Origin of the sequence: Fulvitalea axinellae (assembly GCF_036492835.1) — a bacterium.
GTDB classification, from domain to species: domain Bacteria; phylum Bacteroidota; class Bacteroidia; order Cytophagales; family Cyclobacteriaceae; genus Fulvitalea; species Fulvitalea axinellae.
Genome location: NZ_AP025314.1, coordinates 4,680,232 through 4,702,631, shown reverse-complemented (window position 1 = coordinate 4,702,631; position 22,400 = coordinate 4,680,232). Strand labels below are relative to the sequence as shown.

The following is a 22,400-nucleotide window of genomic DNA, read 5'->3' as shown; positions in this document are numbered from 1 at the left end:
AGATTATCATCCAAAAAGTTTAAGCCGGTTCCGTAGCTCAACCGGATAGAGCAACTGCCTTCTAAGCAGTAGGTTGAAGGTTCGAGTCCTTCCGGAATCACAAAGCCCTTTCGTAAAACGAAGGGCTTTGTTTGTTTTAATCCAATATTTCCTTCACCCGGCCCACTTCCCCGCTTTCCAATCTTACCTTGATACCGTGAGGGTGCGTACCGGACTTGGTAAGCAGATCCTTGACTATACCTTCCGTCAGCTTTCCCGTTCTTTGGTCTTGTTTCAAGACAATATTCACCCTGAGCCCGGGCTTGATGTTTGACCTTTTCTTTCCGTCCATAGTTCTGTATTTTTCCGAAAGATAATGTCGACGGCGCTGAAATAGAAGCTTGGGGCGCTGAAGCATATTTTTCAGGCATTTTTCGAGAACCTTCTTAACTTTGCCGTAATCATGTGATTGTGTAACAGATTTGTGAGGATTTTCGGTTTTTTAGAAAATCCCGGAAAGACAAAAGAGGTTTCCAAAGCCTTTTCCATACAGATATAACCGATATGAATGCGATCAAATCAGACTTCCTGGTAGTTGGCAGTGGCGTGGCCGGGCTCACCTTCGCTTTGAAAGTGGCCGATCACGGAAAGGTGAATATTGTGACGAAGGACGCCGCCAATGAGAGCAATACCAAATATGCCCAAGGGGGCGTGGCCGCGGTCACCAACCCAGACGATGATTTCGAATTGCATACGAGAGATACGCTGATAGCCGGCGCTGGACTCTGTCATGAGGATGCTGTGGATATTTTGGTGAAAGAAGGTCCGGAACGGATTCGGGAACTGATCGCAATCGGAACCAATTTCTCCAAAACCGATAAGGGAGACTATTCTTTGGCCAAGGAAGGCGGACATTCTAGGCACCGAATCCTACACGCGGCGGACCTGACGGGAGCGGAGATCCAGAGAGCGCTGTGGGAGGCTGTGAGGCAACATCCAAACATTACGGTATACGAGCATCATATTGGTGTGGATTTGGTCACAGAGCATCACGTACTCGGCAATCTGGCTGCGGATTTCAATATCTGTTTCGGAGCTTATGTTCTGGACAAGGAAACGGGCAAAGTCTTAACATTCAAATCTGACTTTACGCTTCTGGCTTCTGGTGGAGCCACTAGGGTATATCTGCACAGCACAAATCCCGATATCGCCACGGGTGACGGCATTGCGATGGCGTACCGTGCGGGGGTGAGGATCGCCAATATGGAGTTTATCCAGTTCCACCCCACTTCGCTTTACCACCCGGGCGGGCGGACGTTTCTGATCTCGGAAGCCTTGCGTGGCCACGGCGGAATTTTGCGCAATAGCAAGGGCGAGCGTTTTATGGAGAAATACGATGAGCGCAAAGAGCTTGCTCCGCGCGATATCGTAGCCCGGGCCATCGATTCAGAATTGAAGCGTTTGGGCGACGATTGCGTGTTTCTGGATATGACACACCTTGACGGAATAGCGAAGCGTTTCCCGAATATCCATAAACACTGTCAGGATGCGCTCAGAATCGATATTGAGAAAGAATACATCCCTGTAGTTCCGGCAGCACATTATGTGTGCGGAGGCGTTATGACGAACCTTAATGGTTTAACCTCTATGCAGAACCTTTATGTGACCGGAGAAGCGGCGCATACGGGTGTACACGGGGCCAACAGGCTAGCGAGCAACAGTCTGCTGGAAGCTTTAGTTTTTAGCCACAGAGCGGCCCAGAAAGTGATTAATAAGCGCAATCGGGATTTCTCCCATATTATAATCCCGGATTGGGATGATAAAGGGTTGGCGAACGAGGAAGAATGGACACTCGTAAGGCATAACCTTCGTCAGTTGCGCGGTTATATGTGGGATTATGTCGGGATCGTGAGATCTAAAGCGCAACTTCAGCGCGCATTGCGACGCATGAGGGTGCTTTATGAGGAAGTTGAGGATTATTACAAGCGTACGAAGGTATCGTCTGAGCTTATTGAGTTGAGAAACGCTACGGCGATCGCTTATTTGATTATCAATTCAGCGTTAAGAAGAAATGAGAGCCGGGGATTGCACTATATGACGGACCATCCGGAAACCCGAGACGAGTATCTTAGGGACACGATTATACATTAAATAAGCTCAAAACGAGACTTTTAGAAACCGCAAAGAGCATTCTTGGCGGTTTTTTTATTTTTTCAGCAGACAGTATTATAAATTCTCAGTTTCATTACCAAATGAGCTGAGTATATCATATGTTCAATGGTTTAACGGATTGGGGTTCACTGCTTTTTACACAGAAAAATATGCGAAATAAGATTTTTACAATACTGTTAGGTTTGATTGCTGTTCTTATCGGCACCACGAGGTTATCTGCGCAGGGCGTTGACATAGCGCCATGCGGTGAAGTGGATCATGAATTCGAATTCAAGCCTTTGGATCTGGTGCAGGCGCGGGTAAGAGTTTTGGATACCGAATACGAGATTCCTCTAAAGTTTTGGGTAGTGGAAAGCTCTTCGGGTACCAAAGCGGCTTCTTTGGAAGAAATAAATACCGCAATGGAGTCATTGAATAGCTATTTTGAGGAAAGTCCGTTCACTTTCACACTGGACCCAAATGTGGAAAGAATCACAGATTCGGAGCTTTTTAACTACAATCATCAAACGGATTTTTCGAAAACGGTAGAGTACCGGCAAAGCGATCGGGTAAATATTATCGTTGCAAATACGCTTAGTAGTAGTGGAAAAGCGGTGTGCGGTTTTGCCTTTTTTCCAATCTCGGGAGATGTTTCTGATGCTGATAAAGATAAGTACAACTCCGTATTTATGGCCCGGTCGTGCTTAGTTAACAGTTCGACTCCGGGTTCTCCTACCAAAAACACTTTGGCGCATGAGTTGGGGCATTATTTCGGCCTTTTTCATACTCATGAGACATCTAAAGGAAAGGAATTGGTTAACGGGTCAAATTGCTCCGAGGCCGGGGACTTCGTTTGTGACACTCCCGCTGACCCGAAACTCGGATACGCTAACACTTCCAATGGGCAGTGCATTTATAATGGAGAGGACTTGGATGAACTGGGACAAGCGTATAACCCGGATGTGAATAATATAATGTCATATTCGCCGTATTGGTGTAGGAAAAGTTTCACGCCTAATCAGTTAGAACGTATGGAAGCCGTTTTTACACAATACAGGGCCGAGCAGGTAAGTCATGTGGTAAAACGGATATTAGGTTCCGGAAATTTGGGGACGGAAGCGAGAGTCTCGCCGAATCCTGTAGTCGGTAATCGATTGAGAATAGTTAAGCCGGGCGGATTGCCCCGTAGTTTGGCGCAAGTGATTGACGCTTCCGGCCATGAGGTTTGTACTTTCGAGGCTGAAGGGAACAGCCACGAGGAAGATATATCATATCTGGCTCCAGGAATATACGTGCTTCGATTAAAGAGGTTGGGTGGCTTTTCGGAAGAAGGAGAGATCCTCCGTTTTGTGAAAAAGTAAGCTGTTGCCTACAACCTTAGGCTGAGGTGTTGGTTTTGAGAGAAACCATTAGCCAAGAGTATGAAAGTCTTTGTGATGATAATGGCGCTAGCCGTTTTTGCCGGTTGCGAATCGGAAAGGAAGAAGAAGGAGGAGGAAAAAGAGACTGAAGAGAGTAATATGGTCAAGATGGAGGCGCCCGGAGAGCATAAAGGCGAAAAGGTGCAGGGGTATACGCTTCCGGGGCTTGGGCACGGGCTTTTGCAGTCGCCGATCAATATCTTGTCGGCGGATACGGAGCATGATGGCAAGCATCATATTACGCTTCATTTTAACGATAAATTTGAATCTGTAGAGAATCTGGGCCATACCGTGCAGCTTAATTTTGAGGAAGGTAGCACTTTGGAGTCTGACGGGAAGACTTATGATTTTGTGCAGCTTCATTTCCATACGCCTTCGGAACATTTGATCGACGGTGTGACATTTCCGATGGAAATGCATATCGTGAACAGTCTGCAAAATCAGGATCAGGACAAGCCGGAATATCTTGTGATCGGGATACTTTTTAAAATGGGTAAGGAAAATCCGTTCCTGAAAGATTTCATCGACAAAATCCCTACGGAAGAGCATGTGAAACAAATGTTGCCGGTGGGTTCGGTTCAGATGGGCGATTTGTTAATGGAAGTGGGTGGAAAGTCGAGCCACTTTTATTATTACAAAGGGTCGCTTACCACTCCCCCGTTTACGGAAAGTGTGAACTGGCATATAATGAAGGTGATTCAGGAAGCGTCTCCGGAGCAGATCCAGAAAATCAACCGGCTGGAAGGAAACAACGCCAGGCACGTACAGGGTATGTACGGGCGGATGGTCGACAGTGAGTGATCGGGTTTTTCAGATAAAAACAAAACGGCCGAATGATATGCGAAATCATTCGGCCGTTTTTGCTTCCTACTCAGTTGCCTATTTCCGGTTTTTCTTTTTAAGCCTTTTGGTCTCGTCAAGTTCCATCTTGAGGTATTTGGCCGTGTAGCTTTTCTTGTTTTTCGCAACCTGTTCCGGTGTCCCTTGGCAAACTATCGTGCCGCCGCCAGCGCCGCCTTCGGGCCCAAGATCGATGATATGGTCGGCTACTTTTATTACGTCCAAGTTATGTTCGATAACCAAGACGGTGTTGCCCTTGTCCGCTAATTTGTCGAGTACGGCCAGCAGATGGCGGATATCTTCGAAGTGAAGGCCGGTAGTCGGTTCGTCTAAGATATAAAGCGTTTTGCCGGTGTCGCGCTTGGAGAGTTCCGTGGCTAGTTTTACCCGTTGTGCCTCTCCGCCCGAGAGCGTGGTGGCGTGTTGGCCAAGAGTAATATACCCAAGCCCGACATCGTTAAGCGTTTTGACTTTGCGCTGGATTTTTGGCAAATGTTCGAAGAATTCCACAGCCACTTCCACGGTCATGTCCAGCACGTCGGAGATGGATTTTCCTTTGTAACGGACTTCCAACGTTTCGCGGTTGTAGCGTTTGCCTTTGCACTCGTCGCAATCGACGTGTACGTTCGGCAGAAAGTCCATTTCGATAAGTTCTTTGCCGGCTCCGCCGCATTTTTCGCAACGTCCGCCTTTTACGTTAAAAGAAAAGCGCCCGGGCTTGTAGCCTCGGATTTTGGCTTCGGGCAGGTTGGCGAACAGGCTTCGGATTTCGGTAAATACGCTGGTGTAAGTGGCGGGATTTGATCGTGGCGTCCGCCCGATCGGCGACTGGTCTACTTCGATTACCTTGTCGATTTTATCCAGACCGTCAATCGAAGCATAATCCAAAGGCTGTTTTTTGCCTCTGTAAATCGCTTGGTTCAGAATTGGGTAAAGAGTCTCGTGGATAAGGCTGGATTTTCCCGATCCGGAAACGCCCGTAACGCAGATCATTTTTCCCAAAGGAAATTCGGCGGTCACGTTTTTGAGGTTGTGGCCAGTGGCTCCTTTCAGTATCAGCGACTCCCCTTTTCCTTTACGGCGTTTTTCCGGCACTTCGATGGCCATCTCGCCGTTTAGATATTTCGCCGTGATACTTCCTTGTTTTAGGAATTCTTTTGGAGAACCAGAAGCGACGATCGTTCCGCCGTGAATTCCGGCCCCCGGGCCGATGTCCAGCACGTAGTCGGAATCGAGCATCATGTCCTTGTCGTGCTCTACTACCAAGACGCTGTTGCCCAAATCCCGGAGGTCTTGGAGAGCTTTGATCAACTTAACGTTGTCGCGTTGGTGGAGGCCGATGCTAGGCTCATCCAAAATATAAAGTACGCCGACCAGACGCGTTCCGATTTGTGTTGCCAAACGGATACGTTGCGCCTCGCCACCCGAAAGGGTTTTCAGAGGTCGGTCAAGGTTCAGGTATTCCAAACCTACGTCAAGCAGAAAGCCCAAACGTTTACGGATTTCTTTGAGAATTTCCGTCGCGATGACCTTCTGCCTGTCGGAAAGCTTGGTTTCCACATTGTCGAACCACTCGCCCAAGGTTCCAAGGTCGTATGTAGCGAGTTCGGCGATATTTTTATCGGCGATTTTAAAGCAGAGCGATTCCTGCTTTAATCTGGCGCCGTGGCATGACGGACATTCCGACACAACCATATAATCGCGGACCCACTGCTGGATTTTTTCCGATTCGGATTCGAGTTGTTTTTCCAAAAAGCTTATGACGCCTTGGAATTTGGCGTTCCAATTTTCGCCGGGATATTTTACGCTCGGTACCGGAACGGGCTCCTTCGTGCCGTAAAGGATCTCCTTCATGACATCTTGCGGAATGTCCTTGATCGGAGTGGTCAGCTTCAGTTTTTTCTTTTTGAGCAGATGCTCTACCAATTTGAAAATCCAGATGTCGCGGTATTCGCCCAACGGAGCAAGTCCGCCGGCTTTGATACTTTTCTTGTCGTCGGGGATTATTGACTCGACGGTGATTTTCTCGATTTTGCCCAGACCGTTACACTTCGGGCAGGCTCCGTACGGAGAGTTGAAAGAGAACGTGTTAGGCGCGGGCTCGTCATAAGCGATGCCTGTTTCGGGATCCATCAACAGCTCCGAAAAATGGCGGACATCGCCGTTTTCGTCAAGTGTCATCATCAGCTTTTCGCCCTGCTTCAGGGCTGTCCCCACCGATTGGCCGATGCGAAAATGATCTTTTTCCCTGACGATAACACGGTCAACTACCACCTCGATATCGTGAATCTTGTAGCGGTCCACCTGCATTTTGGGAACCAAATCCAATACCTCTCCATCTACACGGACTTTGGAATAGCCGCTTTTGCTCAACTGCACGAAAAGCTCCCGGTAATGACCTTTCCGACCTTTGACCACCGGGGCGAGGATAGTGAGCTTCTGACCGTCGTAGTCTTTTAGGATGCGCTCGATAATCTGGTCTTCCGACTGGCGCTCCATCTTTTTGCCGGTCTTGTAGGAAAACGCCTCGCCGGCACGGGCGTAGAGCAATCGCATAAAGTCATAGACTTCCGTGACGGTGCCGACAGTGGAGCGCGGATTTCTCGACGTGGTTTTTTGTTCGATGGAAATTACGGGACTCAGGCCGTTGACCTTGTCGACGTCGGGGCGCTCCATACCGCCCATAAACGAACGGGCGTAAGCCGAGAAACTCTCCATATAGCGCCGTTGGCCCTCGGCGTAAATAGTGTCGAAGGCCAGAGAAGATTTTCCGCTACCGCTGATGCCGGTTATCACCACCAACTTGTTGCGGGGCATCGTGACATCGATGTCCTTTAAGTTGTGTTCGCGGGCGCCGTATATTTCCAGATTCTCGAATCCGGTGGCGTCAATTGTCTTCTGCTTGTTTCCCGTTGTCATCCTGTGTAGTTGAAGAAATTTGGTTGGAGCCTCGGCTTTTAGCGTCGAGGGATCTATACGCTACAAGTTTTGGTCAGTATGCCAAATGTAATGATAAACCGGTGAAGAGGAGTGTCTTTTAAGCTAAATTTTAAAGTAAATTTCAGGTTTTGTTTTATGTGGGTGCTTTCGGATTTCTGTTTGGCTAATTAGAGTAGTAGTAAATAAGCTTATCGAAGAAGCTCCAGCGATTTTTTAGAGAGTCTTCCTGATCCCGACACATGGATTTCACGATATGGTATCTTGTCGGAGAGTTTGGATGTTTGTTATGCCGTTGTTTGTGAATTGTCAAATACTATTTTTTTCACTTTTAACTACTCTGATCCGTACAATTTAGGTGTTAAATATTTCATATAAATCTCTAATGTTGTTGTTTGTTTAATGTGTTAGTGGTGAAGGGGTTAGTCTTGTGAATCTGTTTTCCCTTCTATTTAATTGGAATAATTATAATTTTAATTTGTATAAATACACACACTCATATTATTTATTGTTCATATATAGTTTACTTTTAGGCCTTAAATTATGTTGGTAAATACGTTACATGTTAATATATTTGATTATAATGATAGTTCATTGCCTTTTTTGGCACTAATAATTGTTTGTTTTCAAATATTTCAAAATGATGAAAAAGGATTATTTTTGGTTTTTCAGTTTACTCTTTGTGGGTTCTGCATTTTTAACTTCATGTGATAATGATGATGAGGCGTTGACTGGGGTTGAAGATTTGTCACCATCTGTTTTTATGAGCTTTTATGAAAAAACTGTTGAGGACGGACATGAGGTGAAGTTTAAAGGGACTTTTGCTAAAGTTGACATGATTCAGAAAATCGATTTTCTGAAAGATGGTGAGCTTTTTCAGAGCTTTACTAAGGAGCAGATCACTCAAGGGGGAGATTCTATCAAGTTTTCTTTTACTCCGAAAACTTCCGATGTAAGCAAGACTATTAAGTTTGAGCCAATCATTACAGATATTTCTGGCGACCAGCCGATCAAACAGAAGATTTCTGTAACTGTGAAACATGCGAAACCAATTGTGAAATTTGCGGGCGGAGCAAACACTTCTAGTATCATAGCAGGTGATAAGCTTGTATTAGAGGGGAGCTTTTGGAGCCCGACTGCGCTGACTTCTGCAAGCATTTCGGTTATTGAAGACAAGAAGTTGGTAGAATTGCCGGCTACTTCAATTGACTTGGAAAACAAGACATTCAAATACGAGCGTCCAACCGCCGAGGGAGATAAGAATATTGAATTCATTATCCAAGCGATTAATGAAGGCTCTAAAGAAGACGGAAAAGATTCTGTGAAATTTGTGGCGTCTATCCTCACTAAGAATCCTGTCATCACTTTCGGTGACAATGATAAAAAGAATGTTATTGCTTACACTGAAGCTACCGTAGACGGATCTGTTTCTGTTCTTGAAGGTGCTACCATTGACGAGGTGAAATTCTTCTTGGGCGACGAAGAGATCGCTTCTGGTGTAGACAAAGACAACAAAATCAGTATCAAGAGAACTTTCGCTGAGGAGGCTGTTGGGACTGACATTGTGATCACTGCCAAAGCGAAAGCTACTTACAAAGGTGTTCAGTACCAATCTGAGAAAAAACTCCCAATCATCGTGGCTACGTCCCGTGCGACCACTACATTCGCAAACAGCCAATTGAGCGCTACCGTTAAGGTAGGTTCTGAAACGACTGTAAGCGGAACGGTAACTTCTCCTTACGATTTGAAAACAATCGTTTTGAAGAAAGGCGACGTAGTGCTGACTAAGAGTGAGTCCGGTTTGACAATTGATGTTTCTAAAGGCACATTCTCTTACGTTTACAAACCGACTGAAGAAGGCGAAACAGTGTTTACTGTAGAAACTGAGAACGAGCAAACAGAAAAAGTTGGTAAAGGCGTAGCTGTATTTGTAGTGAATGCTATTAAATAACAACCGCTTTTGCGGTGTTGAAAAAAGGTCGGAGTTATTCTTTCGGCCTTTTTTTGTGCTTGTGGGTTTCCATGTTAGCAATAAATAAAGCGACTCCAAGTTGGAATCGCTTTATTTATGTCTCATCGTAAAGGAGCTCTTTACATTATGTTCTTATGACAATTGCTTATAAATTTCGCTAGCAGAGCATGACTTGGCCAAGAAGCCGTGAAGCCCGCTAATGTGGATACGCTCCTGCTCCATGGTGTCGCGGTGACGGATGGTCACGGTGTCGTCCTCCAAAGTCTGGTGGTCGACGGCGATACAGAACGGCGTTCCGATCAAGTCCTGACGGGTGTAACGCTTACCGATAGCTTGCTTGTCTTCGTAAATCAGATTGAAGTCGAAGTTCAGGCTGTTGAAGATCTCCTTCGCTTTTTCCGGCAAACCGTCTTTTCTTGTCAATGGGAAGATAGCCGCTTTTACGGGAGCCAAAGCCGGGTGGAACTTCAAGTAGGTACGCATTTTCTTCTTGTCGCCTTCGCCTACTTCCTCTTCCACGAGGGCGTTGGCCAAAGTCATCAAGAACAGACGGTCGGCGCCGATTGAGGTCTCGACAACGTACGGTACGTAGTTCTTATTGATTTCAGTATCGAAGTACTGTTGTTTCTTCTTAGAAAGCGCTTGGTGTTGAGTCAAGTCGAAGTCTGTACGAGAGTGGATACCTTCCACTTCTTTGAATCCGAACGGGAAGTCGTACTCGATGTCGGCGGCGGCGTTGGCGTAGTGAGCCAATTTCTCATGATCGTGGAAGCGGAGTTTATCCTCAGGAATACCGAGCACTTTGTGCCACTTCATACGGCTTTCTTTCCATGCTTCGAACCACTTGAGCTCTTCGCCCGGACGTACGAAGAATTGCATCTCCATCTGCTCGAATTCGCGCATGCGGAAGATGAACTGGCGAGCCACGATCTCGTTACGGAAAGCTTTACCAATCTGTGCGATGCCGAAAGGAATCTTCATACGGGCCGTTTTCTGAACGTTCAAGAAGTTCACGAAAATACCCTGGGCCGTTTCCGGACGGAGGTAAATCTCCGAAGCGTCTTCGGCTACAGAGCCCACCTGCGTGCTGAACATAAGGTTGAATTGGCGTACTTCGGTCCAGTTGCCTGTTCCCGAAATAGGACAAACGATGCCTTCGCTAACAATCAGCTCGCGTACGGCGTCCAATTCCTCGGCCTCCAAAAGGCGTCCCATTTCCTTGAGCAAAGCGTCGGCTTTGTCCTGCTCGCCGGCCTTTTCGTACTCGGCCGCCTTGTCTTCCAACAGAACGTCGGCGCGGTAGCGCTTCTTCGAGTCCTTGTTGTCGATCATAGGGTCGTTGAAGCCGTCAACGTGTCCCGAAGCCTTCCACACCAACGGGTGCATAAAGATCGAGGCGTCGATGCCCACGATGTTGTCGTTCAGGCGGGTCATGCTGGTCCACCAGAGGTCCTTGAGGTTTTTCTTCAGCTCCGCGCCGTAAGGACCGTAGTCGTACACGGCCTGCAATCCGTCATAAATCTCGCTTGACTGGTATACGAAACCGTATTCCTTCGCATGCGCGATGATTTTCTTCAACGGGTTGTTATCTTGGTTTTTATCGTTCTTCGCCATAATGGTCCAAATATAATGAAAAGCGCAGGAACTTTTATAACGGCAAAAGTCCCATATTTTTTACGGCGGAGCGTTTTTTGAACCGAATAATACCTGCGAAATAATTATATTGGAAGGAAAAAAGCCGGGCCTGGCGGGTTCCGGGTGTTTTTACCTCTAACCGAAACCGAGTGCAGTATGTACAATAAAATAGCGGTGGCTGTTGCTTTTTCGCCCCGGTGCGAGGCCATGGTCTTCGAGGCCGCTCGTCTAAGGAAAGTTTTTGAATCGGAACTTTTGCTGATTCATGTGGGGCGCCATAATGAACGTGATGAGAAGTATCTTCACGAAGTGATGGGAAAGGCCGGTCTTGACGAGAACAATTGCGAACTCATTTGGAAAGAAGGGGTTACGACAACCACTATCCTTTCCGTGTGTATAAGTGAGAACGTTGACCTGTTGGTGGCTGGAGCCCTGACCAAAGAAAATCTGGTGAGGCATTATATCGGTTCGATAGCCAGAAAAATCTTACGTCGGGCCAACTGCTCGGTGCTTATGCTTACGGAACCTTCCGTAAAGCCAAAGCCTTTTTCCAAAATAGTGATACAAGCTGGCGCTGGTCCGGCCCCGCGCAAGGCCTTGATGGACGGTTGCGAACTCGCTAAAGTGGAGAATAGCGGAATTGTACACATCGTAAGGGAAATTTCGCTTTACAGCCTCAGCATGGTGGTGGCGGGCGAAGGTTCCGAAAACGAATACGGCGAAACTCGTAAGCATATCGTACACCAGGAGATTCAGGAAGTCCATCGCAAGCTTGAGCGTATCGATACGGAAGGCCTGCGGATCAATATTAAAGTGACCGCCGGAAAGCCGGGGCACGAATTGGCGAATTTCGTGCGGAGAAGCCACGCCGACTTGCTGGTAATGCAGGGAATGGATCGTGAGATGGGTCTTTGGGACCGAATTTTCCGTCGTGATCTGGAGCATATCATGTCGAATCTTCCGTCCAATTTGCTCATCGTCCACTAAAACGGGACAAGCCGGTGTCGGCCTGCCCTAAACAATTGTCCGCCATGCCTCACTCCGTGGCGACCACATATAAGCTTTTCTTGCATGGAAAAACTGAATCATCATGAAATTATAAACCTGCTATTGCAGTTGAGCATCATGCTCGTTGCCGCCCGGCTGATGGCCGAGATGTTCAGAAAACTGAAGCAACCGGGCGTAGTGGGCGAGATATTGGCCGGCGTAGTGCTGGGCCCTACCCTGTTGGGGGCGATTTCTCCCGAACTTTTCGCCGATATTTTCCCTATGGAGGGAACCTCGGCGACGGTTTTGGACGGTTTTGTCCAGATAGCGGTAGTTCTGCTGTTATTTATCGCGGGGTTGGAAGTGGAGCTTCACCTGGTGGTGGAGCAAGGCAAACGAGCCGTCTATGTCAGTTTGTTGTCGCTGTTCGCTCCGCTGGGATTGGGATTTATCGGTTCTTACGCTTTTCCCGAGTTTTTCGGAATTGTGAACGAGGATCAGCGCTTTGTTTTCGCTCTGTTTATCGGAACCACATTATCCATTACGGCATTGCCGGTGATAGCCCGGGTGTTGATGGACCTTGATATCTTCAAAACCAGGATGGGAATGCTTATCATAGCTTCGGCTATGATTATCGATATTTTAGGCTGGTTGATATTCTCTGTAATCCTGAGTATGCTCGACGGTGGAAATCCGGAAAAGCTGAGTATAGGGCATACCATCGGTTTGACCTTGGGCTTCACGCTGTTTATGCTGACTATTGGCCGGGGAATTATCGATAGGATTTTGCCTTGGGTCAACAAACGTTTGGCTTGGCCGGGCGGATTGTTGTCGCTTTCGATGGCGGTTTGTTTTATCTCGGCCGCTTTTACGGAATATATTGGTATCCACGCCATTTTCGGCGCTTTTATTACGGGCATTGCTTTGGGCGATTCGGCTAATCTTTCCGAGAAAGCGAAAGAAATCGTTCACCAGTTTGTGAATAATATATTCGCTCCGCTATTCTTCGTGTCCATTGGTTTGCATATCAACTTTATCGCGAGTTTCAATTTGCCTTTGGTGTTGGCGCTGATTGTTTTGGCCTTCTTGGGCAAAGTAAGCGGAGCCGCTATGGGTGCGCGAATGGGCGGAATGGCTAAGCGGGAGTCTTGGGCCGTGGGCTTTGGTATGAATACGCACGGAACCTTGGAAGTAATCTTGGGAACTATAGCGTTGGAGGCCGGATTGATCGACAAAGAACTTTTTGTGGCGATTGTGGTAATGGTGATCGTGACGATTGTGCTGTCCGCTCCTACTATGAAAAACCTTTTAGCGAAAACCAACAAAACTAGAATGATACGAAAACGCTAGCGTATTATTCCTTCGGTATTTCCGCCCGCTTTCTTACAGGAAGCGGGCGGACTTGTTTCAGGGCCTGACTTTGTTTTCGTTAGGCTAAAAAAGCGGGCTTGCCGTACTTTTTTTTATTATTTTTGAGGAAAATGCCCAATCCAGCGTTACAGGAATGGGAACAATTGTTTGAACTTAAACTGATAGGACATTGGCGGAGACAGAAGAGCACGAATTGACATTTCTGGAACATCTGGAAGAACTGCGATGGCATGTGGTCCGCGCGGCGGTATCGATTGTCGTTTTCGCCGTCATCGCTTTCTTGGCGAAGGATTTTATCTTTGGAGAAATATTGCTGGCGCCTTCCCGTCTGGATTTCTGGACGTACAGAATGCTGTGTGAATTGGGGGAGAAAATGGGATCGCCGATACTCTGTATCGAGGCATTGCCGTTTGAGATCCAGAACAGGACTATGTTCGGACAGTTTTCCACACACTTGATGGCCTCGTTTGTGGTGGGCATCGTGTGCGCGTTTCCTTACGCATTTTGGGAAGTGTGGCGATTCATTAGCCCCGGGCTTTATGAGGAAGAGCGGAAAGCTTCGGGCGGAGCCGTGTTTTTCGTGAGCGTGTTGTTCCTTGCGGGGGTTTTGTTCGGCTATTATATCGTATCGCCGTTGGCGATTAACTTTCTTTCGAACTATCAGGTCGACGCCAGTATCGTTAACCAAATCGACCTTACCAATTATATATCCACAATCTGTCGTCTGGTTTTGGCTTGCGCCATTATGTTCCAGTTGCCGGTAGTGGTTTATTTCCTTTCGAAGGCCGGAATCGTGACGCCGGAATTTCTGCGAGCTTACCGGAAACACGCGTTTATAGTGATGTTGGCGCTGTCGGCTATCCTTACTCCTCCGGACGTAATGAGTCAGGTTTTGGTAGCCATGCCTTTGGTTGTGCTTTATGAGGCGGGGATCCACATTTCGGCTTTTGTACACAGAAAGAATAAGCAAGAGCTTGCGGTTACGCACCATGATGACGAATATTAATTCGCCGGAAGAAGAAAGTCTCTCCGGAAGCGTTTAAAGACTGTAATCATAACTAAAACCCCCGGTTCGGTAACGGAGCGGGGAAATATACTTAAGCACTATGCTTTTCAAAAAAATCGCTATTGGCGGTGACCATGCGTCGCCGGAGTACAAAGAGGCTATCAAAAAACAGCTTGAAGCCGCTGGATGCGAGGTAACCGATTTCGGAACCATGACCGAAGAGTCGGTTGATTATCCTGACTTTGCCCATAAAGTGGCCAAAGGAGTCAATGACGGCGAGTTTGAGGCCGGAATCCTGATTTGCGGAAGCGCAAACGGCGTAGCCATGACGGCGAATAAATACCCGAACGTACGCGCCGGCCTTTGCTGGAACAACGAGATCGTTCAGTTGGTGCGTCAGCACAATAATGCGAATGTGTTGTGTATTCCCGCTAGATTCACTGCCCGCCAACAAGCGATGGCTATGGCCGAGACATTCCTTACTACGGAATTTGAGGGCGGACGCCATGAGACTAGAGTGAGCAAGATTGCCTGCTCTTGAATCTGTTAATTGAAAAACATTAGCTCCGCTAAAGATCCCGTTTCTGACAAAGAAGCGGGACCTTTATTTTTTATCCCTTTTTAGGCTCCTGATGGCCTCAAAAGCCATTTCGGCTATAGCTCCCCACTCTTCTATTGTTTCTGCATTTGCCATTCTCCTAAGCTCGAAAATAGGTGCGGAAGTTCCGTCAGTGAGAAGTTCCGTTCGCTCATGCCAAGAGCCAATTGTGTCGAGTTCCGATGCTTTTTCAGGCATTGGGAAATACTTTTGCGTGAGCAAGTCCACACCCAAAGGAATATTGCGAATCCATTCTTTTTTCAGAGGTCTTTCCAGAGTTTTGTTTGGTGCTTCCTTTTGTTCCTTTCTGACCCCATTTTCGAAAATAGGGCTGTTCAGATTTATAAAAGGAAGGCAGTTTTCCATTGCCTTTACAAAAAGCGAAGCGTTCTCTGCTTTAAGTGCTTCCTGTTCTTGTGGAGGCAAAAGCCTAAACATCTGTGCGAAATCAGTCCTTGCCATAATCGCCAAAGCGCTTTTTGGGTAATAAAAAGGCATCCTTATAGCGGATAGGATATAAACCCGAATCAAAGATGCCAAAGCGACCAATTCCGGGCTTGGAGGAGTGGAAAGTATGTTTTCTAATGAAGAAGCGCAGAAAGCCGTAGTGTGGTGAGAAACGTAAGCCTCTTCTTTCAGTAACGGATGCATGCCTGGTTTGTGGTCGATTAAGGTTTTGCGGAAAAGGGAAAGTTCGGATTTGGTTTTTTCGTCTTCCCTAGCCGAAAGCCCTGTAAGCCTAAGCAAGTCCGGTATATGGCGTAAGCCTACGCCAGCTGTTAACTGGGGTTTCATAAGTGGAGGTGTCGTGGCATCGATAAGTGAATTTGGGAGCTTTACATCGCCATATTGACCGAGAGAAGACGCTCTGACTAATTCGCTAGGATTTTCTTGGGCCAAATGATGGAGAGCAGTAGCCGAGGCTGTAATACCCGCCATCGTTTTCCTGAGGCGCTCAAGACCTTCGTCCGTTTCCTCGAACGGCTCTGTGACGTATTCTATATCCGTAAAGCCCGGGCTGGCGTCGCCGGTCATACCAAAACCTTCGCCGGAAAGTATGACGTCTTTGTGGGCAAGTGGCAGGCGGCATTCCGGGTGGTTTCTATCCCTAGCGAGATCTTCGGCCCCTTCTTTCACCTTAAAAACTTCCCAATCCCCGACTTCGAATTCAAAACCGATTTTTCGTTGGATTGGCGTGGCCGAAGCTCCGTTTTTCGGGTTGGCTTGTTTTTTCGGGAGGCGTTGCTTTGTTTGGAACACAGTGCAGAGAAAACAGGCAAGGGAAAGATAGGTTTTACGCTTTGAGGAGGATAAGCGTGAATGGAAAAGTGCGATTAGAAAATATTAGGCAAAAAAAGAAGGCTTTCGCCTTCAAAGCCGAGCAGGCCCTATTGCCTGTCGGGTCGTCTATTGGTTGTTTTAGGGAATTTAACTTTGGGACGTACGGCTTAGTTTTTAGCCATAAACATTGGAGCTGATGTGCTGAACGTTTCAGTGTGAACACCTTCACTGTCCTTAACTACCACTTTATAACTGCCCGACGGAAGCTGAGAGAGGTTGTAAGTACGGAGGAATGAGGCTTTACTGCGAACGTTGTTTGTGTGGATCAATTCGCCTGCGTTGTCGTAGATTTTCACGCTTACTTTGTCCTGTCCTTCGCCTAAGTAAAGCACTTTGAATTTACTTTTGTGCGGGAAGCGGATCAAAGTGACTTTCTGGTCTTTTTCTGTAGCTTCACCGTTTCCTGCGAAAGAAGTCGCCGTAACTGAAAATAATACTGTGAGGGTTAAAATAATCGCTTTCATAATCTTCATTTATTTGTGGTTTTTCGGTTTGTTTGTGATACAAAGATACAGTGATTAATTGCGAAATTAAAAATCATTAACGCTAAGTAGTGTGATATTTGCAATGAAATAGGTTTTTTGATGAATAAAGCTCTCATGAAGGGTTTTAAAAAGAGGGGCTGTTTTGCGAAGTTCGCAATAGGGAGAGTACTATTTTGTCTAGTGTGGAAAAATTTAGGGTAAGCAATTTTTTTTCAAAAAATCAGACCAAAGCAAGAGCTTTTCGCTACGAAAACGATTGCGGAAATGGAGTTAGACAAGAGTTGTGGAAGCAAAGTGCCGAGTTAGTTTATAGGCACAAAAAAAGCGGAGATCCCTGTCTCCGCTTTCTTAAAGATGCCATTATGGGCGTTATCTTTATTCCGCCAGTTTTTCCTCTAGGAGTTCCTCGTAAATCCTGATAGAAACCCAAGCGTCGGTTGCCGCGTACCTGATCTGGCCTTCGGTAAGTTCCGGCTTTTCCCAATTACTTGTCTGTTGGCTTTTTGAAACTCTACCGCCCAATATGATGGCCGCGAGGTTTCTGAGTCCGGTTTTCTTTATGCCAAGCACTTTGGTCATGTCGCCGAGTTCTACGAACCCTTCCGGAGAGAAATCCCGGAGTCTTCTGAGGTCCTTGATATCGTCGTGGAGTGCTACCCCCACTTTCTTAAAGGATCTGTTTGCCAGATATTCAGCAAGGTCTGGCGTTAGGCCGGTGCTGTTTAGCCGGAAAAGGAACACTTCGCCGGGAATGGCGACTTGTACCAGGGCAACATCATAGCGTTGGCCTTTTCTGAACGCCGGCCGGGTTTCGGTGTCAAAACCCGCCACATCGTGTTGCCTGATCTTTTCCAATGCCGGCACCACTTGGTCCGGGTTGTTGACCAGCGTTACTTTGCCCTCGTATCTCAAGAGTGGCATGTCATTGATTTCGTCCTTGCTGATATCTGTCTGGAATCTCATATTAGTCTTCTACTCTTTCCACGGCTACTTTTCCCGGATTGACGGCTTCCTTCGCTTTGACGAAGAGGTACCCGAAGATAATGTTAACAATCGGACTCAGCCAATTAAAGAAGCAATAAGGCAAGTAAGCCCACGTGGCGACTCCCAAAACATTCGATTGGTAAGCGCCGCAGGTGTTCCAAGGGATAAGCACCGATGTCACCGTGCCCGCGTCTTCCAACGAACGGCTCAAAACTTCGGGCCCTATCCCGCGTTTGCGGTAAGCGTCGGCGAACATTTTGCCGGGAACGACAATGGCCAGGTATTGGTCAGAGGCCGTAAGGTTGAAGAAAAAGCATGATCCGACGGTCGATGTGATCAGTGATCCTGTAGACTGCGCTTTGCTGATAATTGCTTCGCTGATGCGGCTGAGCATCCCGGACGCCTCCATGGCGCCTCCGAATACCATGGCGCAAATAATGAGCCAGATTGTGTTCATCATACCGGCCATGCCTCCTGATGAGAGCAGGTCGTTGACTTGGGCATTGTCAGTAGTAATTGACACATCGCCGAACATGGCTTGGAACGCTCCGATGGCCGAAGCGGTAAGCGAACTAACTTCCCTGCCGTCCACAATTCCTTTTCCGATTTCGGCGATAATGCCAGGTTGGAAAATAGCGGCGAATACACAACCCAGAAGCATACCCAAAAACAGGGCGGGAAGCGCCGGAGCTTTTTTAACTATAAGAACCAACACGAAAGCCGGCACTATAAAGAGCAACGGCGTGATGTCAAATTTTGAAGCCAAGGCAGCCTGTAACACCTCTGGGCCATGGACGACCTCACCGGCGTCGTACATAAAGCCTAGAATAGTAAAGATGACTATGGTGATGGAGAATGTCGGGATATTCGTTTTCATCATGGAGCGGATGTGGGTAAACAGATCCGTTCCGGCTACGGCGGGTGCCAAGTTGGTGGTTTCTGACATCGGGGACAATTTGTCGCCGAAATATCCGCCGGAAATAATGGCTCCGGCCACAATGCCTTCCGAGAAGCCCAAAGCTTTTCCGATACCTAATAAAGCGACCCCGATAGTACCGATAGTGGTCCAAGAGCTTCCCGTAGCCATAGATACGATGGCGCTGATAACACAGGCGGCAAGTAAGAATACTTTAGGGTTCAGAAAGTCCAAACCGTAATAAATCATGGCCGGAACAATACCGCTAATCAGCCAAGTACCCGTAAGCGCACCGATCATCAGCATGATGAGGATTGAAGGCATGGCGGTGGAGATAGTCTTTACTATGCCGTCCTGTATCGTTTCCCAGTCGTAGCCAAGCCTGCTCATAGCTATTAGGACTACAACGGCGGCGGCGAACAAGAGTATAATCTGGTTCGATCCGCTAAGCGCGTCGTCCTTGAACATAAGCAGAACGTTGACGCTCAACATAGCGATTAGCACTATGATAGGAATGAGCGCCTGTAGCAAAGTGGGTTTTTTGGGTGTTTTCGTCATCTATTCGTTGTGTTTCTGGGTCGCTTAAATCTATAAATCGGAAAGTTGTCCAAATTTTATTTGGCAAAAACGTTTTGATAATATGAATTTTAAGCTTGCTGTGAAAGGAAAAGCCGGATAAAGTGCGTCTGGCTCCTCATTTTTCACTGACTTTTCAGCATATTGTCCGCTTCGTTGTAACGGGTGCCTTTGGGTATTATTTTACGAAATGCTTAGGCCCAGAAAACAAAAAACCGGCCTGTCGGGCCGGTCTCCTTATCCGTAAATGATCTTGTTGGCCGTTAGGCTTGGCTTTCTTCTTCTCTCATCTGGAAAATCTCGGCACCTTTAAAGCCTCCGTAATCCAGCAGTTGTTCATCCGTCCAGTCCTCTCTTTTGTCTCTCATACTAAGAACTTTCCTGATTTCGATAATCTCTCTGATTTTCTCCGGGCTCATTCTTCTAAGCGTTCCGCCGTGTTGCGTAGCCAGCAATAATGTACGGCAGAAGGCGTCCAGGTTTTCGAGTTTCCAGTAAGCGTCCTCAACGTCTTTGCCCCACACGATTACACCGTGGTTTTGCATCAGAATACACTGATGGTCCGGAGCGGCGGCGGCTACGAGGTCACCGATTTCTTTCGAGCCAGGAGTGGCGTAAGGAACAGTGCCTACTTCGCCCAAAAATATGTCCGGTTCAGAGCAAAGGCCAGTTGGCGGAATGGTGTCCGTAATGGCGAAGGCCGTAGAGTGCGGCGGATGGGCGTGAATACAGGATTTGGCCTCGGGAACGGCTTTCATAATCGCCAAGTGGGTTTTCGCTTCGCTGGTACGCGGTCTTGAGCCGGCTTTTTGGTCGCCGTCCAAGTTGACCAGGCAAATGTCATTTGGAGTCATGAATCCCTTGGAAATCAAGGTGGGTGTAGAAAGCGCCAAGTTGTCGCCGACGCGGATGGTTATGTTTCCGCCGTTGCCGTCCACAAAGTCCTTTGTCCACATTTTTTTTCCGATCAGGCACATGCGCTCCTTAAGTTCCCTGATCGGGGCGGAGTGAAAGAATTCTTCGACTTCGTCCCGTGTGATCGGGTCTGAGCCGGGAGTCCATTTATACTCGAAATCGGGAACTTTTGGGGTGATCTTCCAATCGCTGGATTTTTCCATGGGAATGTGCGGTAAAGCGTAATGATATTTTGAAAAAGTACTGGAAGCGGTTTTCGCATGCGTTACTTTCAGTTTGTAGAAACGCTTTCCAGATACGGTCCGGCGAACATCAACTGTGCTACACCGTGCTAATTTTTTATAAATTTAAAACGATGTAGCCTAAAATGTCAAGCCTAAGGGGTTTCGTATTTATAAAGATTTCGTTTTGGCAAAAAGATAAGCGCTTGGGTAAGCCGACTTTTCAAACTCCTACGTCGGTATGTCGGTAATATATGGGATCCAACCTCCTGCAGTGGCCAAAAGTATTTGGAGAGGGTATACAAGAAGAAAATAAAGGAAACGCCAAAAGGTCGATAGGCGAATAGTAAAGGCCTAACGAGGCGAGTAAGTTTGAAAAAATAGGAAACGACTTTGATTAAAATTCATCGCTAGGTCCGTAACCGGCCATATGTTCGTAGTCAAAATATACGTCGTACCAGAATTCGTATTCGCTATATTCGATAAAATCGTGGTATGATGTGCCGTTCATGGTAATGGACACGAAACGGGTGTCCGGAAGCCAATCTATAAGGTTTGGGATTTGCTTCATCGGTAACTTCGATATCTGGATGAGCTCTTGTCCGCCTAGCGAGAGATGGGGCCTGGCTTTTTGGTTCGACATTTTTGTCTTCTCTTTGATGCTTATAAATGATTTTCTCTCAAATACCAGCTCTTCAACCAGCGCAAATATAAAAAGGTTAATCGTTAAAATGTGATTTTGAAACTAAATTAATAGATTATTTACATTAGTGGTATTCGGTAAGATTATTTTATTTTCAGGATAACAGATCCTTCTTCTTAGCCGAGATGATTATCTGGAACGGCGGAATTTTGAGAGGCCGACCCAGCGGTATTTTGAATGCTTAGAGTTATGGACTGAGCGATGAAATGGGTAGTTTTGTCCGAATTGTGTTGCGTGCGAAGTCTTAGGACTTTACTTAAAATGAAACTAACAGAAACATGTTTGTATACGAAAGGAAGATAAGGGTAAGGTATGCCGAAACGGACCAGATGGGTTATGTGTACCACGCCAATTATCTGGCGTATTTTGAAGAGGCCAGAACCGAGGCGCTGAGAGATTTGGGCTTGGCTTACAGGGATATGGAGCGCCAAGGCGTGATGTTGCCGGTGTTGGAGGCGAACGTAAAATATATCCGTCCGGCCCGGTATGACGACTTGCTTACGGTGAAGGTAATTATGAGAGAATTACCGGGAGTAAGGTTGAAGTTTGAGTACGAAGTGTACAAAGAGGACGGGACGAAAATCAACTTGGGACGTACGACACTGGTCTTCGTTGACATGCGGACAGGAAAGCCTACCGAAGCGCCCGAGAATATCCTGAAACTCTTCTACCCTTTCTTCGAAAATGTGGCTCCAAAGGGGTGAGGAACGATTTTTAGAGGCAATGGAACGAAAAAATTCCTGCCCGGAATTTGACATTAAAGGAAGACCTCTTACCTTTGCAGTCCCTTAAGAGAAAATACAGAGAGTTGGCAGAGTGGTCGAATGCGGCGGTCTTGAAAACCGTTGTGCCGCGAGGCACCGGGGGTTCGAATCCCTCACTCTCTGCAAGGGGAAATTGACCATAAAAAAATATCTTAGAGAGTTGGCAGAGTGGTCGAATGCGGCGGTCTTGAAAACCGTTGTGCCGCGAGGCACCGGGGGTTCGAATCCCTCACTCTCTGCGAAGGCTTAGGCCTTTTTGAGTGAAAGATATTTTAGAGAGTTGGCAGAGTGGTCGAATGCGGCGGTCTTGAAAACCGTTGTACCGCGAGGTACCGGGGGTTCGAATCCCTCACTCTCTGCTCCTTATTTGTAAAGACCATATCCAGAGAGTTGGCAGAGTGGTCGAATGCGGCGGTCTTGAAAACCGTTGTGCCGTGAGGCACCGGGGGTTCGAATCCCTCACTCTCTGCTGAGAAATCCCGAGGCGAAAGTTTCGGGATTTTTGCATTTTATGACTTTTTTATTTCAGTATGAATCTCCCTTCTTTACGGCTTTTATCATGTTATTGTCATAATCGGGTGATTTTTTTACTAAACAT

The 22,400-nt window shown here is 47.1% G+C and carries 18 protein-coding genes and 5 tRNA genes; 14 read left to right on the top strand and 9 right to left on the bottom strand.

What is annotated here, in order from left to right; genetic code table 11:
• The first annotated feature begins 26 nt into the window (after positions 1–26).
• Positions 27–100: transfer RNA gene (locus tag AABK39_RS18385), tRNA-Arg, on the top strand.
• Positions 101–136: 36 nt separating this feature from the next.
• Here the strand turns inward: AABK39_RS18385 and AABK39_RS18380 are convergent.
• The gene (locus AABK39_RS18380; protein WP_338392768.1) at positions 137–331 is read right to left on the bottom strand and encodes a YwbE family protein; all 195 of its coding nucleotides are present in this window, start codon (positions 329–331) and stop codon (positions 137–139) included.
• Between the two features lie 212 nt (positions 332–543).
• Here AABK39_RS18380 and nadB point away from each other — a divergent pair, with 212 nt between their 5' ends.
• From nadB to AABK39_RS18365, 3 genes are all read left to right on the top strand, one after another.
• Positions 544–2,130: an L-aspartate oxidase gene (gene nadB / locus AABK39_RS18375; protein WP_338392767.1), complete on the top strand. Its 1,587-nt coding sequence runs from the start codon at positions 544–546 to the stop codon at positions 2,128–2,130.
• A gap of 170 nt (positions 2,131–2,300) precedes the next feature.
• A complete protein-coding gene (locus tag AABK39_RS18370) occupies positions 2,301–3,491 on the top strand; it encodes a zinc-dependent metalloprotease (RefSeq protein ID WP_338392766.1) in 1,191 nt (396 codons plus the stop codon).
• Positions 3,492–3,551: 60 nt separating this feature from the next.
• A complete protein-coding gene (locus tag AABK39_RS18365) occupies positions 3,552–4,352 on the top strand; it encodes a carbonic anhydrase family protein (RefSeq protein WP_338392765.1) in 801 nt (266 codons plus the stop codon).
• A 78-nt stretch (positions 4,353–4,430) separates the two neighbouring features.
• Here AABK39_RS18365 and uvrA read toward each other — a convergent pair whose 3' ends face one another.
• Positions 4,431–7,310 carry an excinuclease ABC subunit UvrA gene (gene uvrA / locus AABK39_RS18360; protein WP_338392764.1) on the bottom strand — a complete coding sequence of 960 codons (2,880 nt, stop codon included), beginning with the start codon at positions 7,308–7,310 and terminating at the stop codon, positions 4,431–4,433.
• 658 nt (positions 7,311–7,968) lie between these two features.
• Between uvrA and AABK39_RS18355 the strand changes: the two genes are divergently transcribed.
• Complete coding sequence (locus AABK39_RS18355; RefSeq protein WP_338392763.1) at positions 7,969–9,279, top strand: hypothetical protein; 1,311 nt, start codon at positions 7,969–7,971, stop codon at positions 9,277–9,279.
• Positions 9,280–9,432: 153 nt separating this feature from the next.
• On the opposite strand, the gene AABK39_RS18350 is transcribed toward AABK39_RS18355, so the two are convergent.
• The gene (locus AABK39_RS18350; protein WP_338392762.1) at positions 9,433–10,914 is read right to left on the bottom strand and encodes a glycine--tRNA ligase; all 1,482 of its coding nucleotides are present in this window, start codon (positions 10,912–10,914) and stop codon (positions 9,433–9,435) included.
• Between the two features lie 177 nt (positions 10,915–11,091).
• On the opposite strand from AABK39_RS18350, the gene AABK39_RS18345 reads away from it, so the two are divergent.
• The 4 genes from AABK39_RS18345 to rpiB all read left to right on the top strand — a co-directional run bounded on the left by AABK39_RS18345 (position 11,092) and on the right by rpiB (position 14,840).
• A complete protein-coding gene (locus tag AABK39_RS18345) occupies positions 11,092–11,922 on the top strand; it encodes a universal stress protein (RefSeq protein WP_338392761.1) in 831 nt (276 codons plus the stop codon).
• Positions 11,923–12,006: 84 nt separating this feature from the next.
• Positions 12,007–13,272: a cation:proton antiporter gene (locus AABK39_RS18340; protein ID WP_338392760.1), complete on the top strand. Its 1,266-nt coding sequence runs from the start codon at positions 12,007–12,009 to the stop codon at positions 13,270–13,272.
• A 190-nt stretch (positions 13,273–13,462) separates the two neighbouring features.
• On the top strand, positions 13,463–14,299 hold the full coding sequence (tatC, locus tag AABK39_RS18335) for a twin-arginine translocase subunit TatC (RefSeq protein WP_338392759.1): 837 nt from the start codon (positions 13,463–13,465) through the stop codon (positions 14,297–14,299).
• Positions 14,300–14,399: 100 nt separating this feature from the next.
• Entirely contained in the window at positions 14,400–14,840 is a 441-nt protein-coding gene (gene rpiB / locus AABK39_RS18330; RefSeq protein ID WP_338392758.1) for a ribose 5-phosphate isomerase B, read from the top strand.
• A 63-nt stretch (positions 14,841–14,903) separates the two neighbouring features.
• On the opposite strand, the gene AABK39_RS18325 is transcribed toward rpiB, so the two are convergent.
• From AABK39_RS18325 to AABK39_RS18300, 6 genes are all read right to left on the bottom strand, one after another.
• Positions 14,904–16,157: a hypothetical protein gene (locus AABK39_RS18325; protein WP_338392757.1), complete on the bottom strand. Its 1,254-nt coding sequence runs from the start codon at positions 16,155–16,157 to the stop codon at positions 14,904–14,906.
• A 188-nt stretch (positions 16,158–16,345) separates the two neighbouring features.
• Positions 16,346–16,711, bottom strand: a complete 366-nt coding sequence (locus AABK39_RS18320) for a T9SS type A sorting domain-containing protein (protein ID WP_338392756.1) — start codon at positions 16,709–16,711, stop codon at positions 16,346–16,348.
• 387 nt (positions 16,712–17,098) lie between these two features.
• Positions 17,099–17,686, bottom strand: coding sequence for a 3'-5' exonuclease (locus AABK39_RS18315; protein ID WP_338392755.1), 588 nt, complete (start codon positions 17,684–17,686; stop codon positions 17,099–17,101).
• 1 nt (position 17,687) lies between these two features.
• On the bottom strand, positions 17,688–19,181 hold the full coding sequence (gene nhaC, locus AABK39_RS18310; RefSeq protein WP_338392754.1) for a Na+/H+ antiporter NhaC: 1,494 nt from the start codon (positions 19,179–19,181) through the stop codon (positions 17,688–17,690).
• Positions 19,182–19,462: 281 nt separating this feature from the next.
• Complete coding sequence (locus tag AABK39_RS18305; protein ID WP_338392753.1) at positions 19,463–20,317, bottom strand: class II aldolase/adducin family protein; 855 nt, start codon at positions 20,315–20,317, stop codon at positions 19,463–19,465.
• A gap of 415 nt (positions 20,318–20,732) precedes the next feature.
• The gene (locus AABK39_RS18300) at positions 20,733–20,978 is read right to left on the bottom strand and encodes a hypothetical protein (protein ID WP_338392752.1); all 246 of its coding nucleotides are present in this window, start codon (positions 20,976–20,978) and stop codon (positions 20,733–20,735) included.
• Between the two features lie 338 nt (positions 20,979–21,316).
• On the opposite strand from AABK39_RS18300, the gene AABK39_RS18295 reads away from it, so the two are divergent.
• The 5 genes from AABK39_RS18295 to AABK39_RS18275 all read left to right on the top strand — a co-directional run bounded on the left by AABK39_RS18295 (position 21,317) and on the right by AABK39_RS18275 (position 22,271).
• On the top strand, positions 21,317–21,742 hold the full coding sequence (locus AABK39_RS18295) for an acyl-CoA thioesterase (protein WP_338392751.1): 426 nt from the start codon (positions 21,317–21,319) through the stop codon (positions 21,740–21,742).
• Between the two features lie 98 nt (positions 21,743–21,840).
• A tRNA-Ser gene (locus tag AABK39_RS18290) sits at positions 21,841–21,925 on the top strand.
• A 31-nt stretch (positions 21,926–21,956) separates the two neighbouring features.
• Positions 21,957–22,041, top strand: a tRNA-Ser gene (locus AABK39_RS18285).
• 35 nt (positions 22,042–22,076) lie between these two features.
• Positions 22,077–22,161: transfer RNA gene (locus AABK39_RS18280), tRNA-Ser, on the top strand.
• Between the two features lie 25 nt (positions 22,162–22,186).
• Positions 22,187–22,271, top strand: a tRNA-Ser gene (locus tag AABK39_RS18275).
• Positions 22,272–22,400: the final 129 nt, after the last annotated feature.